Annotated in this window: 13 protein-coding genes and 1 tRNA gene; 7 read left to right on the top strand and 7 right to left on the bottom strand. The window is 73.0% G+C overall.

Features of this window, described 5'->3' with window-relative positions:
• Positions 1-27: 27 nt before the first annotated feature.
• The 3 genes from ACFW6B_RS26840 to ACFW6B_RS26830 all read right to left on the bottom strand — a co-directional run bounded on the left by ACFW6B_RS26840 (position 28) and on the right by ACFW6B_RS26830 (position 3,931).
• Positions 28-1,761, bottom strand: a complete 1,734-nt coding sequence (locus ACFW6B_RS26840; RefSeq protein WP_386599612.1) for a GAF domain-containing protein — start codon at positions 1,759-1,761, stop codon at positions 28-30.
• 361 nt (positions 1,762-2,122) lie between these two features.
• Complete coding sequence (locus tag ACFW6B_RS26835; RefSeq protein ID WP_386599610.1) at positions 2,123-2,920, bottom strand: CBS domain-containing protein; 798 nt, start codon at positions 2,918-2,920, stop codon at positions 2,123-2,125.
• Positions 2,921-3,118: 198 nt separating this feature from the next.
• The gene (locus ACFW6B_RS26830) at positions 3,119-3,931 is read right to left on the bottom strand and encodes an SAM-dependent methyltransferase (protein WP_386599608.1); all 813 of its coding nucleotides are present in this window, start codon (positions 3,929-3,931) and stop codon (positions 3,119-3,121) included.
• A 349-nt stretch (positions 3,932-4,280) separates the two neighbouring features.
• Here ACFW6B_RS26830 and ACFW6B_RS26825 point away from each other — a divergent pair, with 349 nt between their 5' ends.
• Positions 4,281-5,468 carry a thiolase family protein gene (locus tag ACFW6B_RS26825; protein WP_386599606.1) on the top strand — a complete coding sequence of 396 codons (1,188 nt, stop codon included), beginning with the start codon at positions 4,281-4,283 and terminating at the stop codon, positions 5,466-5,468.
• A gap of 137 nt (positions 5,469-5,605) precedes the next feature.
• On the top strand, positions 5,606-6,379 hold the full coding sequence (locus ACFW6B_RS26820) for a sulfite exporter TauE/SafE family protein (RefSeq protein WP_386599604.1): 774 nt from the start codon (positions 5,606-5,608) through the stop codon (positions 6,377-6,379).
• Positions 6,380-6,487: 108 nt separating this feature from the next.
• Here the strand turns inward: ACFW6B_RS26820 and ACFW6B_RS26815 are convergent, their stop codons facing one another.
• From ACFW6B_RS26815 to ACFW6B_RS26805, 3 genes are all read right to left on the bottom strand, one after another.
• Positions 6,488-8,572: an MDR family MFS transporter gene (locus ACFW6B_RS26815; protein ID WP_386599602.1), complete on the bottom strand. Its 2,085-nt coding sequence runs from the start codon at positions 8,570-8,572 to the stop codon at positions 6,488-6,490.
• A gap of 74 nt (positions 8,573-8,646) precedes the next feature.
• Positions 8,647-9,417 carry a precorrin-6A synthase (deacetylating) gene (gene cobF / locus ACFW6B_RS26810; RefSeq protein WP_386599600.1) on the bottom strand — a complete coding sequence of 257 codons (771 nt, stop codon included), beginning with the start codon at positions 9,415-9,417 and terminating at the stop codon, positions 8,647-8,649.
• 115 nt (positions 9,418-9,532) lie between these two features.
• Positions 9,533-10,057, bottom strand: coding sequence for a DUF309 domain-containing protein (locus ACFW6B_RS26805; protein ID WP_386599598.1), 525 nt, complete (start codon positions 10,055-10,057; stop codon positions 9,533-9,535).
• A 102-nt stretch (positions 10,058-10,159) separates the two neighbouring features.
• On the opposite strand from ACFW6B_RS26805, the gene ACFW6B_RS26800 reads away from it, so the two are divergent.
• Together ACFW6B_RS26800 and ACFW6B_RS26795 are read left to right on the top strand one after the other, a co-directional pair.
• A tRNA-Pro gene (locus ACFW6B_RS26800) sits at positions 10,160-10,233 on the top strand.
• 225 nt (positions 10,234-10,458) lie between these two features.
• A complete protein-coding gene (locus ACFW6B_RS26795) occupies positions 10,459-11,160 on the top strand; it encodes a 2-phosphosulfolactate phosphatase (protein WP_386599596.1) in 702 nt (233 codons plus the stop codon).
• Positions 11,161-11,213: 53 nt separating this feature from the next.
• On the opposite strand, the gene ACFW6B_RS26790 is transcribed toward ACFW6B_RS26795, so the two are convergent.
• Positions 11,214-11,750, bottom strand: coding sequence for an NUDIX hydrolase family protein (locus tag ACFW6B_RS26790; protein WP_386599594.1), 537 nt, complete (start codon positions 11,748-11,750; stop codon positions 11,214-11,216).
• 307 nt (positions 11,751-12,057) lie between these two features.
• Here ACFW6B_RS26790 and ACFW6B_RS26785 point away from each other — a divergent pair, with 307 nt between their 5' ends.
• From ACFW6B_RS26785 to ACFW6B_RS26775, 3 genes are all read left to right on the top strand, one after another.
• Positions 12,058-12,198 (top strand): hypothetical protein, encoded by a 141-nt coding sequence (locus tag ACFW6B_RS26785; RefSeq protein WP_386599592.1) that lies wholly within the window; start codon positions 12,058-12,060, stop codon positions 12,196-12,198.
• Entirely contained in the window at positions 12,195-13,289 is a 1,095-nt protein-coding gene (locus tag ACFW6B_RS26780) for a maleylacetate reductase (protein ID WP_386599590.1), read from the top strand. Before ACFW6B_RS26785 ends, ACFW6B_RS26780 begins: the two co-directional genes overlap by 4 nt.
• 341 nt (positions 13,290-13,630) lie before the next feature.
• A complete protein-coding gene (locus ACFW6B_RS26775) occupies positions 13,631-14,398 on the top strand; it encodes an NPP1 family protein (protein WP_386599588.1) in 768 nt (255 codons plus the stop codon).
• Positions 14,399-14,467 lie beyond the last annotated feature (69 nt).

Genomic DNA, 14,467 nt, shown 5'->3' with positions numbered 1-14,467 from the left:
AAGCGCGCGGGCCGGGGAGGACGCGGTTCAGTCCTCGTTCTGGGGCAGCGGCACCGTCCACTCCAGGACGGTGCCGCTCGGCTCGTTGGCCGTCAGGGCGCAGGTGCCGCCGAGGTGCTCGGCGCGGGTGCCGATGTTGCCGAGACCGCTGCGGCGGGTGACGTCGGGGCCGATGCCGCGGCCGTTGTCCGCCACCCGCAGCCGCAGCGTGGTGGCGGTGGCCTCGGCGGTGACCTCCACGGCGGTGGCGTGGGCGTGCCGGGCAGCGTTGGACAGGGCCTCGCGCAGGACGGCGACCACGTGCTCCCGGTGCTCGTCGGGCACGTCGGTGTCGAGCAGCCCGCTCATGCGCAGGGCGGGGGCGAAGCCCAGCGTCTCGGCCGCGCGGCCCACCTCGGTGACGAGCCGGGTGCGCAGACCGGAGGCGCCGTCGGACCGGTCGCTCTCCCGCAGGGCGTAGATGGTGGAACGTACGACCTTGATCGTGTCGTCGAGGTCGTCCACCACCCGCTGGACGCGTTCGGCCACGTCGGGCCGGTCGGCGAGGCGGTTGAGGACCGACTGCAGGCTGAGCCCGCCGGCGAAGAGCCGCTGGATGGCCAGGTCGTGCAGGTCACGCGCGATGCGGTCACGGTCGTTGAGGATGAGGAGCTGTTCCGCGTCACGGCGGTGCTCGGCGATCTCCAGGGCCAGCGCGGCGTGCCCGGCGAACCCGGCGATCATGTCGATGGTGGCGTCGGGGAACGCCGGTCCGCCCTGCCGGTTCGCGACCTGGAGGACCCCCCGCACCCGCCCCTGGGTGCCGAGCGGGATGACGAACGCCGGGCCGAGGTCGAGGACCGACGCGCTGCCCGTCCCGGTGCGCGGGTCCTCGCTGAGCGAGGCGCTGACGATCCTCTCGCCCGAGGCGTACACCTTTGCCGCCAGGCTCGTCCCGTCGGGCAGGGTCAGCCCCCGCACCCGGTCGGCGTCGAGTCCCTCGGCGGACTCGATGACCAGGTCCGTGGTCCCGGTCAGCGGCAGCGCCAGAGTGACCAGATCGGCGTCCGACAGCTCCCGTACCGTCGCCGTGAACGCGTGCAGCACGTCGACCGGATCGGCGCCCGACAGCAGGTTGCGGGTCAGCTCGCTGCTCGCGGCCAGCCAGCGCTCACGGCGCCGGGCGTCGTCGTACAGCCTGGCGTTGTCGATGGCCACGCCGGCCGCCGCGCCGAGCGTGCGCAGCACCGCCTCGTCCTCGGCGTCGAACTCGGCCCCGCCGTGCTTCTCCGTCAGGTACAGATTGCCGAAGATCTTGTCGCGGACCTGTACGGGGGTGCCGAGGAACGTGGTCATCGGGGGGTGGCCGGGCGGGAAGCCGACGGAGTCCGGGTGGTCGCTCAGCACGGGGAGCCGCAGGGCGTGGGGCTCACGGATCAGCAGGCCGAGGATGCCCTCTCCCCGGGGGTAGTGACCGATGCCGGCGATGGTCTCCTCGTCGATGCCCACGGTGATGAACTGCTTGATGCCGCCCTCGTCGCCGAGGACGCCGAGCGCTCCATAGCGGCAGTCGACGAGCTGCACCGCGGATTCCACTATCTGCCGCAGCACCACGTCCAGGTCGAGGTCGCTGCCTATCGCGAGGACCGCTTCGAGGAGGGTGTGCACCCGGTTCTGGGTGCCGCGCCCACGCTGCACCTGCTCCTGAAGGTCCTCCAGGAGGGCGTCCAGCCGGAACTGCGGGGCCTGCGGCTCCTCCGGAAGGTGTGCGCTCTGGTCCATTCGAGATCCCCTCACTTGCCGCCCGTCGGAAGCCATGATGCCCGACGGCCCGTGCCCGCAGTCGGGCACCTGTGCGGAAAACGGCGACGGCTTTCGAGGGACGAAGGGGAGGAACGCGAGCGAACGGCCCAGGAGGAGGCGTGGGCGGCCCGCCGCGGTGCGGGGGACTCCGGAACAGCCCGGAGGGACACGGGCCTCGAACGCCGTGGCCCCGACGCCGGTACCTCGACGCCGTCCCTGCCGGGCCGGCCGGCACCGTCCCCCTCCGGGCCGGTCCGCGGAAGACGGTGACCGGACGGGCGGCGCCCGTGACGTACGGGCTCCAGGGCGTCCGTACGTCCGCCGGACGCCCGGGTGCGACTCAGTGCCCGGCCATCCACCGGGGGTCGAGCAGCTGCGCGGGCTGCCGCTCGGCGGGACGGGTGGTGTCGTCGACGCGGAACGTCAGAGCGTTCATGACCCCGACGACGCCCTCGACCCGCCACGTCAGCCGGATGGCCTCCGGGACCTGGCTGCGGCGCTCCAGCAGCCCCTCCAGCGTCACCACGCCGTCGCCGACCGAGACGGTCACGGAGTGCGGCGGCACCGACAGCGCGTGCCCCAGCACGTCGTCGGCGACCTCCCGGCGGATCTCCTCGTCCGTCCGCAGGAAGACGCGCAGCAGGTCACTGCGGGTGGCGATCCCGATCAGCCGGTCCTCCTCGTCCACCACCGGAAGCCGCTCGACGTGATGACGCTCCATGACCCGGGCGGCGTCGGCCACCCGCTGCTCCGGATGCACGGTGATCGCGGGAGTCGACATCAGCTGCTCCACGGTCGTGGCGCGGACGCCCCCGGGCCGGGCGCCCCCGGTCTGGGCGGCACCGGCCCGTACGGCCGTCGCGCCGCCCGCCGTCCGCCCGGGACGGGAGGGCCGCGGCAGTGCGCGGCGCAGCGACGGCAGCCACCGGCGCCGTTCCCCTCCCCGGGCGGGCCCGGCCGCCTGCAGACGCAGCAGATCGGTCTCCGAGATCACGCCCACGACCTTGTCGTCGTCGTCCACGACCGGCAGCCCGCTGATCCGGTACCGGTCCATGAGCCGGGCCGCGTCCTTGAAGGACATCTCCCGATGCGCCTCGACGACCTCGCTGGTCATCACCTGCCCGACGATGAGGGTCATCTCGCCATCTCGCTTCCTTGCTGGGACGGCTTCCCAGCGTGCCTTCCCCGCGCCCGCGCGGGCAGGGGCCGACCGTCCCGGGCGGGGGGCCGGACCGCCCCGGCGGCGGGGCCCAAGGACCCGGTCCCGAACCCCCCCGGCCCGGCGCTGAAGGATGCTGCGGGCATCGCCGGGCGGACAAGACCTCGCGGACACGTCCTAGCGCTTCAGGCCCACCCCGCCGTACAGCGACACCGGGCCGTCGCCGACCGGGGTCTCGCCCTCCGCGAGCTCGGGACGCCAGTCCTTCACGGAGACGACACCCGGCTCGACCAGGTCCAGGCCCTCGAAGAAGCGGCTCACGCCGGCGTGCGAGCGGCCCACCAGGGTCACACCGCCGCGCGCGTACGCCTCGATGCCCCGCCGGACCTCCTCCGGCTCGAAGTCGGCGGTCATCGCGGACAGCGACAGGAAGCTGCCCGGCGCCAGCGCGTCGACCAGGGTCCCGACCAGTTCGTACGCGCCGTCCTCGTCCGCGACGAAGTGCATCAGCGCGATCAGCGACAGGGCCACGGGACGGTCGAGGTCGAGCACCCGCGCGGCCTCGTCGAGGATCTTCAGCGGCTCGCGCACGTCCGCGTGCACGTACTCCGTACGGCCCTCCGGAGTGCCGCGCAGCAGCGCCTCGGCGTGGGCGAGGACGATCGGGTCGTTGTCGACGTACACCACCCGCGCGTCCGGAGCGGTGCTCTGCGCGATCTGGTGGAGGTTGGGCTCGGTGGGGATGCCGGTGCCGATGTCCAGGAACTGGCGGATTCCCGCCGTGCGGACGAGGTGCCGGGTGGCCCGCTGCATGAACCAGCGGTTGCTGCGCGCGGCCCGCTTGGCCCCGGGGTCGCGCGCCGTGATCTGCTGTCCGAGCCGCTCGTCGACCGGATAGTTGTCCTTGCCGCCCAGGTACCAGTCGTACACCCGTGCCGGATGCGGCCTGGTGGTGTCGATCCCGTCCGCGGCGGATCCCGTCCCCGTCATACGACAACTCCCCGTTCCGTCGGCCCTGTTCACCCCGACGGCCTGGGTCCGGCGGGGGCGCGCGAGCAGTCTGCCACCCGTGTGCGGACCGGGCCGGGCGGCCGTCGATCCCCGGCCAGTGTCCGGCCGCCGCGACGACGGGACGATCCCGTACGGGCCGGGTGTTCGGGGCGGACGGGCGTATACCGGAGGCGGACGGGCGTATACCGGAGGCGGCGCGCACACCGGCGGCGGAGGATCTTCCCAAGGATCCGGTGCGGGGCTATAGTCCAAAACTAGCGGTGCTAATTAAGGATTGCGTTCATCAGTGTCCGGCGTCCGTCCGCCGGTGTCCCCCAGGAGTCCTGTCGTGCGTCCCGTCCACTTCGCGGCCGCCCGCCGCACGCCCATCGGCAAGCTGCGCGGTGCCCTGTCCTCCGTGCGGCCCGACGACCTCGCCGCGGGTGTCGTCCGCGCCCTGGTCGCCGAGGTGCCCGCCCTGGACCCGGCCCGCGTCGACGACGTCTACTGGGGCGCCGCCAACCAGGCCGGCGAGGACAACCGCAACGTCGCCCGCATGGCCGCGCTGCTCGCGGGGCTGCCCGACAGCGTGCCCGGTGCCACCGTCAACCGGCTCTGCGCCTCGGGCCTCGAAGCCGTCACGACGGCCGCCCGCGCCATCGCCTCGGGCGAGGCCGACATCGTGCTGGCCGGAGGCTCCGAGTCGATGAGCCGGGCCCCCTTCGTGCTGCCCCGCCCGGACGAGGCGCTGCCGCACCGCATCGAGACCGTCGACACCCGGCTCGGCTGGCGGCTGGTCAACCCGGCGATGAAGGACCTGCACGGCGTCCTGTCCATGGGGGAGACCGCGGAGGAGGTCGCCGCGCGGTACGGCGTCTCGCGCGAGCGGCAGGACGCGTTCGCGCTCCGCAGCCACCGGCGTGCGGCGGAGGCCCGCAAGAACGGGTGGTTCGACGCCGAACTGCTTCCCGTCGAGCGCCCCGACGGAGTGGTCGTCGACAGCGACGAGTGCGTGCGGGAGGACACCTCGCTCGACAGGCTGGGCCGCCTCAAGCCGGTGTTCCGCGCCGACGGCACGGTCACCGCGGGCAACGCCTCGCCGATGAACGACGGCGCGGCCGGGGTGCTGCTCGTCAGCGAGGAGGTCCTGGACGAACTGGGCCTGGAATCGCTCGGACGGTACGCCGCCGGGGCCTCGGCCGGTGTCGATCCCGACGTCATGGGCATCGGCCCGGTGCCCGCGACGAACAAGGCGCTCGGACGCGTCGGCTGGACCGTCGCCGACATCCAGGAGGCCGAGTTCAACGAGGCGTTCGCCGCCCAGGCCCTCGCCTGCGTGGACCGCCTCGGCATCGACCCGGACCTCGTCAACCCGACCGGCGGCGCCATCGCGCTGGGCCACCCGCTCGGCGCCTCGGGAGCCCGCATCCTCACCACCCTGCTGCACCGCATGCGCCGCACGGGCGCCCGGCGCGGCCTGGCCACGATGTGCGTCGGCGTGGGGCAGGGCAGCGCGGTCCTGGTGGAGCGCCCCTGACCCGGAGGCGTCCGGAGGCACGGGGAAGCACGGGGGAAGCACCCTGAAGTGCTCGTGAGCATCCGGAAGCGTCCGGAAGCACCCGGCGGGACCCTCGTGATCAGGGCGAGAAGCGTGGGCATAGCATCGATCCCCGCATGAACACGATGACGCTCTGGCACATATCGATGGGGGAGTTCGCCGCCCTGGCCGCCGCGGCTCTGCTCGTCGGCTTCTCCAAGACCGCCGTCAGCGGCGCCAACACGGTCAGCCTGGCGGTCTTCGCCGCCGTGCTGCCCGCCCGCGCCTCGACGGGAGTCCTGCTGCCCCTCCTGATCGTCGGCGACGTGCTCGCCGTCGTCACCTACCGGCGCCACGCCCACTGGCCCACGCTGTGGCGGCTGTTCCCGGCGGTCGCCGCCGGGGTCGTCCTCGGCACGCTGTTCCTGGTGTGGGCCGACGACGGGGTCGTACGCGTCTCGATCGGCGCGACCCTGCTGCTGATGACCGGGATCACGCTGTGGCGCCGCCGGGCCGCGGTGCGGGACGAGGAACCGGACGCGGTCGTGACCCGCGCGGGCCGCGTCAAGGCACGTTCCTACGGTGTCCTCGGCGGCTTCACCACCATGGTCGCCAACGCGGGCGGCCCGGTGATGTCGATGTATCTCCTCTCGGCGGGCTTCCGTAAACTCGGCTTCCTCGGGACCTCCGCCTTCTTCTTCCTCATCGTCAACGTCTCCAAGCTGCCGTTCAGCGCGGGCCTCGGCCTGATCGACGGCCGGTCGCTGCTGCTGGACGCGGCGCTGGCCGTGTTCGTGGTGCCCGGCGCGTTCATCGGGAGGTGGGCGGTGAAGCGCATCAACCAGCTTCTCTTCGAACGCCTGGTGATCGTGGCGACGGTGGTGGGCGGAGTGCAGCTCCTGTTCCCCTGACCCGGCCGCTGACCCGGCCGCGGAGACCCCCGCCCGTCCGGTCGGCCCGGCCCGGGCGACCGTCCGGGTCGGCCCGCCGGGGTCGGCCCGCCGGGTCAGTTCGGCGGGTCAGTCCGGCGAGGCCGACGACAGTTCCGGCGTGCGGCCGGGCAGACCCTGCGTCAGGTCCTCGACCAGCAGCCGCTTGGCGATGGTGTCGACGGCGGCACGCAGCTCCTCGCCGGACGGACGGCCGATGTCCTGCTCCACACGCCCGGCGAGCCATCGGCCCCAGGCCTCGCTGATCACCCGCGCCTCGCGCTCGCCCGCCGCGGTGTGCTGGAACAGCGAGCCGTGCCGGGTCAGATAGCCCTCCTCGACCATGCGCTCGAAGACCGGGACGAGCACCTCGGGCGGCAGATGGCGCCGGGCCGCGATCAGCGCGAGGTTGGCGTGGCCGACCATGCGGGTGAACAGCTCCACCTGCATCACGGCCCAGGCGCCCGCCACGTCCAGCCGGGTGTCGGACCCGGCCACGATCCGCCGCGCGGTGTCCATCTCCGTGCTGCCGATGATCTTCCCCACCGAGAACTCCAGCAGCCGCTGGGAGTCCGCGGTGGACGGCGACGCGAACCCCTCGCCCATGTCCGTCGACCCCATGCGCGCGCTGTCGCGCAGTTCCACCTGCTTGAGGAAGAGGGAGACGACGAAGCCGAGGAGCGCGACCGGAACCGTCCACAGGAACACCGTGTGAAGGGTGTCGGCGTACGCGTCGACGATGGGCGCGGCCGCCCTCGGCGGCAGCCTGTGCAGCCCCTCCGGGCTCTGCGCCGCCCGGAGGATGACGGCCGGCCCGGCAGCGCCCGTCTCGGCGGCGGCCCTGACCCCGTCGGTCAGGTTGGGCTTCAGCGCGTTGGTGTAGATCGTGCCGAAGACGGCCGTGCCGAACGAACTGCCCAGCGTACGGAAGAAGGTGACCCCGGACGTCGCGGTGCCGAGGTCGGTGTACTCGACGGTGTTCTGCACGGCGATCGTCAGCACCTGCATGCACAGCCCGATCCCGGTGCCGAGCACGAACATGTACAGCGACTCCAGCCACGCCCCGGTGCCCGGTCCCATGCGCGACATCAGGTAGAGCCCGACCGCCATCACGAGGGAGCCGACGATCGGGAAGAGCCGGTACTGCCCGGTCTTGCTCACCACGTTGCCGCTGAAGACGGACGCGATGAGCAGCCCGAGGACCATGGGCAGCGTGCGCACCCCCGAGACCGTGGCCGAGTCCCCGTCGACGTACTGCAGATAGGTGGGGAGGTAGGTCATCGCGCCGAGCATCGCGAAGCCCACGATGAAGCTGAGGATCGAGCAGACCGTGAAGACCGGGTTGGAGAACAGCCGCATCGGCAGCATCGGTTCGGCGGCGCGCGTCTCCACCAGGCAGAACAGGCCGAGCGCGACCAGGCCGCCGACGAAGAGCCCGATGATGACCGGTGATCCCCAGGCGTACTCGTTGCCGCCCCAGCTCGTCGCCAGGATCAGGGCGCTGGCCCCCACCGCGACCAGGGCGATGCCCAGGTAGTCGATGACCGGCCGGGTCACCGACTTGACCACGGGGATGGTGCGCGCCGCCGCGATCACCACGAGGATCGCCAGGGGCACGTTGACGTAGAAGGCCCAGCGCCAGGTCAGGTGGTCGGTGAACAGGCCGCCGAGCAGCGGCCCGATGACGGTGGCCACACCGAAGACGGCACCGATCGCGCCCTGGTACTTGCCCCGCTCGCGCAGCGGGATGACGTCGGCGATCAGCGCCATGGAGGTCACCATCAGACCGCCCGCGCCGACGCCCTGCAGGCCCCGCCAGGCGATCAGCAGCGACATGTTCGTGGCGAGCCCGCACAGGAACGACCCCGTGATGAAGACGACCGCCGACACCTGGAAGACCACCTTGCGGCCGAACAGGTCGCCGAACTTGCCGACCAGCACGGTCGCCACGGTCTCCGCCAGCAGGTACGCGGTCACCACCCAGGACATGTGCGCGGCGCCGCCCAGATCCGACACGATCGTCGGCAGCGCGGTTCCCACGATCGTCTGGTCCAGGGCGGCGAGCAGCAGACCCAGTGAGATCGTCGCGAAGACGATGTTGCGGCGGCGGTCGTCCAGCACCGGCGGTCCGGGCGCCCCCGCCGGGGCCGGCGCGGTGTCCTCCGTGATCGTCACAAAGGCCACCCTCACACCGGCGGGCCCCCCGTGCATGCGGGGCGACCCGCACGGCGTACGGGCCGGCCGGACGCCTACCTCTCCGGATTCCTGCGCAGCAGATAGGTGTCCATGATCCATCCCTTGCGTTCCCGCGCCTCGGCGCGCAGCCGCTCGATACGGGGGGCCGCCTCGGCGAGCGGACCGGAGGCGAGGATCTCGTCGGGCGTGCCGATGTAGGCGCCCCAGTAGATGTCGATGTCCTCGTCCGTGTACTGCCGGAACGTCTGATGGGCGTCGAGCATCACGACCACGTCGTCCACCCCGTCCGGGAAGCCCTCCGCGAGGCGTCGGCCGGTGGTGATCTGCACGGGCCGGGCGACCCGGTTCAGTCCCGTGCGGTGCCGGGCGACGAGCGCGGAGACACTGCTGATCCCGGGCACCACGTCGTACGAGAACGCGACCGTGCCCCGGTCCAGGATCTCCTCCAGGATGCCGAGCGTGCTGTCGTACAGGGCGGGGTCGCCCCACACCAGGAAGGCGCCGCTCTCGTCCCCGCCCAGCTCCTCGGCGATCAGCCGTTCGTAGATCGCGGCGCGGGCGCTGCGCCAGTCCCCGACGGCCGGTGAGTACGCCGGGCCGCCCGCGGTCCGGTCCCGGTCCGGGTCGCGCGCCTCGACCAGGCGGTACCCGCCCTCGGGTATGTGCGCGTCGAGGATGTCGCGGCGCAGCCGGACGAGGTCCGACTTCACCTCGCCCTTGTCCAGGATGAAGAACACGTCCGTGCTCCTCAGCGCCTTGACCGCCTGCAGCGTGAGCTGATCGGGGTCGCCCGCTCCGATGCCGATGACATGAATCTTTCGCACACCGAGAGTCTGCCGTACGCCACTGACAGTGGACGCACCGGGCGATGCGGCGATCCGGGCGTGCGGCGACGCGGGCGTGCGGCGATCCGGGTACGCGGTGACGGGCGAGCCCTCGTCAGGCGGTCCGGCCGTGCAGCCGTGGTGCCGCCCGTGCCGCGTCGACCGGTCCGCGCTCGCGTTCCACGACGGCCGCCAGCTCCCGCGCCCAGCCGGTGAGGTCCGCGAGGTCGAGGCCGTACGGCCGCTGCCGTGCGGTCGCCGACGTCCACTCCTCGACCGCTCCGGCCCCGCGCAGCAGCAGCCGTGCGCCGCCCGTGGCGTTCCCCCGGGCCGCGTGGGTGAGCCCGACGGCGAGCTGGGCCAGCCCCCGCCAGAGCCCGCGCTCGTCCGCGGGGCCCGACTTCCAGGCGTCCTCGAAGACCTCGTGCGCGTGGAACGGCCTGCCCGCGTCCAGCAGTGCCTGCGCCTCGGCGACCGTGTCCCCGGGACGGCGCACGACACCCTCCGGCGCTCGCTCCACCCCGGCCGCGCCGTACGGCAGCGGGCGCCCCAGTCCGTCCCGGGGCCGGGCGTTGCGGGCCCGCCCCTCGGCGTCCCGGTCGCGTGCGCCGGCCGGCCGCGTCTCAGATGTCCCGGTCATACGCCGATTGTCGCGCGCCCCCTCGTCCCCCTGCGGAGCAGCCCCCGGCGTGGGGTAAAGTTCTGTTCGCACGATCACGCGGGCCACCGCGGGTGAAGGCACCGGGACGTGGCGCAGCTTGGTAGCGCACTTGACTGGGGGTCAAGGGGTCGCAGGTTCAAATCCTGTCGTCCCGACTTGCTGGAAAGCAGGTCGCAGGCCGTTTCCGCCGACGCGGGAACGGCCTTTCCGTTGTTCGAGCGGTCCTTTTCGCCGTTCCGGGGCGCGGATGTCACCGGATGCCGCCGCCGGACCCCCCGCCCGCCGCCTGCCGGGCCCGGGACCCCGGACCTCCGAGACCCGTGATGTGGTGTGGGTCACTCTCCTGGTCCTCCGGACCGGGCGTGCGTGATCATGGCGGGATGGACGCTCGTTTCCTCGGTATCCCCGAGCTGGCCGATACCCCGTCCGTGGCGGTCGTGGTCGACGTCATGCGCGCTTTCACCGTGGCCGCCTGGGCCTTCGGCAGGGGAGCGGAGAAGATCGTTCTCGCGGAGTCCCTGGACGAGGCCCTGGCGCTCAAGACCCGTCACCCGGACTGGGTGGCGCTCAAGGACGGTCCGCCCGCCCCCGGGTTCGACCTCGTCAACTCGCCGGGTCTGCTGCGGTCCGCCGACCTCGGCGGACGGACCGTCGTCCAGAAGACCACGGCCGGGACGGTCGGCGCCCTCGCGGTCAAGGACGCGTCCCTCGTGCTGTGCGCCGGCTTCGTGGTGGCGGAGGCGACGGCCCGGCTCCTGAGGGCCCGCCGGTGCGACGGCGTCACCTTCGTGGTCACCGGCGAGGACGGGCGCGCCGAGGAAGACCTGGCGTGCGCCCAGTACATCGCCCGGAGGGCCGCCGGGGCCGGCACGGACGCGGCCGGGTTCCTCCGCCGGGCCGGCGAGTCCCGCGCCGCCGACGAACTGGCGACCGGCGTGCGCCAGGGCGTCCACCCCGACGACGTCGCGCTCTGCCTGGAACTCGACCGGTTCCCCTTCGCCATGGCGGCGACCCCGGAGGGCCCGCTCATGGTCCTGCGCCCGTGCGCCGTCCCTCCACCGGGCGACGACGCCCGGGCCTGAGCGCCGGCGGCCCGCCCCGGCGCCGGCCGCTCCGGGGCCCGTCGGACCCGGCGTCAGGCGATACGTCCGACGTAGGCCAGTGCCTGCCGCAGCAGAACGCCGTGGCCCCCCGGCATGTCGTTTGTGACCAAGGGCGACGCCGCCTCCTCCGGGCTGAACCAGACCAGGTCCAGGGCGTCCTGCCGGGGGCGGCAGTCGCCGGTGACCGGCACGATGTACGCCAGGGACACGGCGTGCTGGCGCGGGTCGTGGAAGGGCGTGACCCCCAGTGTCGGGAAGTACTCGGCGACGGTGAAGGGCTGCAGGGAGGCCGGGATCCGGGGGAGGGCGATCGGGCCGAGGTCCTTCTCCAGGTGGCGCAGCAGGGCGTCGCGCACCCGTTCGTGGTGCAGCACCCGGCCGGAGACGAGGGAGCGGGTGACCGTCCCGTCCGGACCGATGCCGAGCAGGAGCCCGACGTGGGTGACTTCGCCGTTGTCGTCGACGCGCACCGGTACGGCCTCGACGTACAGGATCGGCATGCGGGCGCGGGCCGATTCCAGTTCGTCGCGGGACAGCCAGCCGGGCGTGGTTTCGGTCAAGTCAGACATTGCTTGATCATACTTTCCGTGCGTCCGGTGCGGGCGTGATGTTCCAGGTCAACGATGCCTCACGGAAAGGGTGATTGTGTGTTCTTCGGCGTCGGTGACGGTGTTTCGGGCCAGTGGCCCGGGCGCGGGGCGGAGGCCCGCCCGGGCCGGACGCGGCGCCCGGGTCCGCCCCGGTCCGAGTGCGGTGCGGAGGTTTTCCCGGCCGGACGCGGCGCGCGCGGGGGCGCCGGTTCGGGCGGCGCGCCCCGGCCGGTCTCGTAGCCTGGGCGCGCTCGGCGGAGCGACCCGGCCGGACCACGGGAGCGGCATGTCCAGGGAACGCACCACGGAGATCACCGACGCCGTCGTCGGGGGTTTCGCGGGTCCGGCCGATCCGGGACCGCGTGAGCCCGGTGCCGACGACCCCTTCCGACACGTCCGCCCCGACCTCGTCCTGGAGCCGGAATGAGCACCCCGCCGAGCGCCCCGCTCGACTTCACCCACGAGACCCGGCCCGCCCGGGTCGTCTTCCGGTCCGGCGCCTCGGTGACCGCGACACCGGGGGAGGTCGCGCGGCTCGCGCTGCACCGGGTGCTCGTGGTGTGCGGCGGCCGGGGCGAGGACGCCGCCCGCGCGGTGGCGGACGCGCTCGGCGACAGCTGCGCCGGGGTCCACCCCGGTGCCCGGATGCACGTCCCCGTGGAGGTCGCCGACCGGGCCGTCGAGGCGGCGCGGGCGGCGGGCGCCGACGGGTGCGTCGCCGTCGGCGGCGGATCCGCGATCGGCCTCGGCAAGGCGATCGCGCTGCGCACCGGCCTGCCGCTGATCGCCGTGCCCTCCACCTACTCGGGCTCCGAGATGACGCCCGTGTGGGGCCTGACGGAACAGGGGGTCAAACGCACCGGCCGCGACTCCTCCGTACAGCCGCGCTGCGTCGTCTACGACCCCGACCTCACCCTCGGCCTCCCGGTCCCGCTCTCGGTGACCAGCGGGATCAACGCCGTGGCGCACGCGGCCGAGGCGCTGTACGCCCCCGACGCCTCCCCGCTCGTCTCCCTGATGGCGGAGGAGGGCGTACGGGCGATGGCCGGAGCCCTCCCCGACGTGGCCGCGGACCCCACCGATCCGCGGGCCCGCGCCCGCGCCCTGTACGGCGCCTGGCTCTGCGGTTCCTGCCTCGGCGCGACGGCCATGGGCCTGCACCACAAGCTGTGCCACGTCCTCGGCGGCACCTTCGGTCTGCCGCACGCCGAGACCCACACGGTGGTCCTCCCGTACGTCCTCGCGTACAACGCGTCCGCCGCGCCGCGGGCGGTCGCCGCCCTGGCGCGGGCCCTGGACACCGACGACGTCCCCCGCGCCCTCCGGGACCTCGCGGGAGACCTCGGCGCTCCCCGTACGCTGGCCGAGATCGGCCTGGGGGAAGCCGACCTGGCCCGCGCGGCGGCCATGGCCGCCGCCGAGTCCTGCCCCAACCCCCGTGAGGTCACGGCGAGCGGTGTGCTCGGGCTGCTCACGGCCGCGTACGAGGGCCGGGAGCCGCGGGGCGAGGACTTCTAGGACAGGGACCGGGTCCTCCGGACCGGCCCCTGTCCTGCCGCGGCCCGGCCCAGGCTCCGCCGCCCCGCCTCACGGGCACGTCGTTCGTGAACCGGCTTGCCGGGCACGGCACTTGTCGTCCCCGTCGTCAACCCGCTTGAATACCAAGTGAGTTGTGCTCGGCGAGCGGGCCGGTGACCCCCAAAGAACCATCTCTCGCCCCTCATTGGGCGATCCTTCATCGCTCCGACACCCGCGACCTCTGGTGTTTTCCTCGCGCGCCCGGAAGGCTGACCTGGGCATGCCAAGATGACCGCCCTGGCCTGCCCGGCCCCCACACCGCGGTCGACATGGAGGAAGCAGTGACAAGAAGCTCGCGGATCCGCAGGGTCTCGCTCGTCCTCGGCAGCGCCGTCGCGCTGGTCGTCGCCTTCCCGGGCAGCGCCCTCGCCGACCCGCCCAGGGCCCTGCCCGGGAACGCGGACGCGCTGGAGACGACGTACCAGCCGGCCTTCGACTACGACACCGACGGCTGTTACCCGACCCCCGCCATAGGCCCCGACGGGACCGTCAACCCCGGCCTCAAGCCCTCGGGAGCCCTGAACGGCAACTGCCGCGACTCATGGGACCTGGACAACACCAACGGGTACTCCCGCGAGAAGTGCAACAACGGCTGGTGCGCCATCATCTACGGCCTCTACATGGAGAAGGACCAGGCCGTCATCGGCAGCGGTCTCGGCGGACACCGCAACGACTGGGAGCACGTCGTGGTGTGGGTCCAGGACGGCGTGGCCAAGTACGTCTCCACGTCCGCCCACGGCAACTTCAACACCTACAACCGGGACCAGATCCGCTGGGACGGAACGCACCCGAAGATCGTCTACCACAAGGACGGCATCGGCACGCACTGCTTCCGGCCCGCGAACACCAACGACGAGCCGCCGGAGAACCACCAGCACACCTGGCAGTTCCCGACCCTGGTCGGCTGGAACGGCTACCCCGCCGGACTGCGCGACAAGCTGACCTCGTACGACTTCGGCAGCGCCCACTTCGGCCTCAGGGACGACAGCTTCAGCTCCCACCTGTCGAAGGCCAAACCGGCCGGCATCGCCTTCGACCCCAACGCCTGACCCGGCTGCGGGACCGGGACCCCCGGCCGTCCGCGGACGGCGACCCCCGCTGCGCTGCGGCGATGACCG

It is taken from the genome of Streptomyces sp. NPDC058751, assembly GCF_042746485.1.
GTDB lineage: Bacteria > Actinomycetota > Actinomycetes > Streptomycetales > Streptomycetaceae > Streptomyces.
The sequence above is the reverse complement of the archived record's forward strand: the minus strand, read 5'-3'. Positions and strand labels throughout refer to the sequence as shown.

Bases quoted from the DNA above. Each gene is read 5' to 3' on its own strand.
- ACFW6B_RS26785 (WP_386599592.1), top strand. From the start codon at position 12,058: ATGTCCAGGGAACGCACCACGGAGATCACCGACGCCGTCGTCGGGGGT.
- ACFW6B_RS26835 (WP_386599610.1), bottom strand. From the start codon at position 2,920: ATGACCCTCATCGTCGGGCAGGTGATGACCAGCGAGGTCGTCGAGGCG.
- ACFW6B_RS26780 (WP_386599590.1), top strand. From the start codon at position 12,195: ATGAGCACCCCGCCGAGCGCCCCGCTCGACTTCACCCACGAGACCCGG.
- ACFW6B_RS26790 (WP_386599594.1), bottom strand. From the start codon at position 11,750: ATGTCTGACTTGACCGAAACCACGCCCGGCTGGCTGTCCCGCGACGAA.
- ACFW6B_RS26820 (WP_386599604.1), top strand. From the start codon at position 5,606: ATGAACACGATGACGCTCTGGCACATATCGATGGGGGAGTTCGCCGCC.
- ACFW6B_RS26830 (WP_386599608.1), bottom strand. From the start codon at position 3,931: ATGACGGGGACGGGATCCGCCGCGGACGGGATCGACACCACCAGGCCG.
- ACFW6B_RS26840 (WP_386599612.1), bottom strand. From the start codon at position 1,761: ATGGACCAGAGCGCACACCTTCCGGAGGAGCCGCAGGCCCCGCAGTTC.
- ACFW6B_RS26805 (WP_386599598.1), bottom strand. From the start codon at position 10,057: ATGACCGGGACATCTGAGACGCGGCCGGCCGGCGCACGCGACCGGGAC.
- ACFW6B_RS26795 (WP_386599596.1), top strand. From the start codon at position 10,459: ATGGACGCTCGTTTCCTCGGTATCCCCGAGCTGGCCGATACCCCGTCC.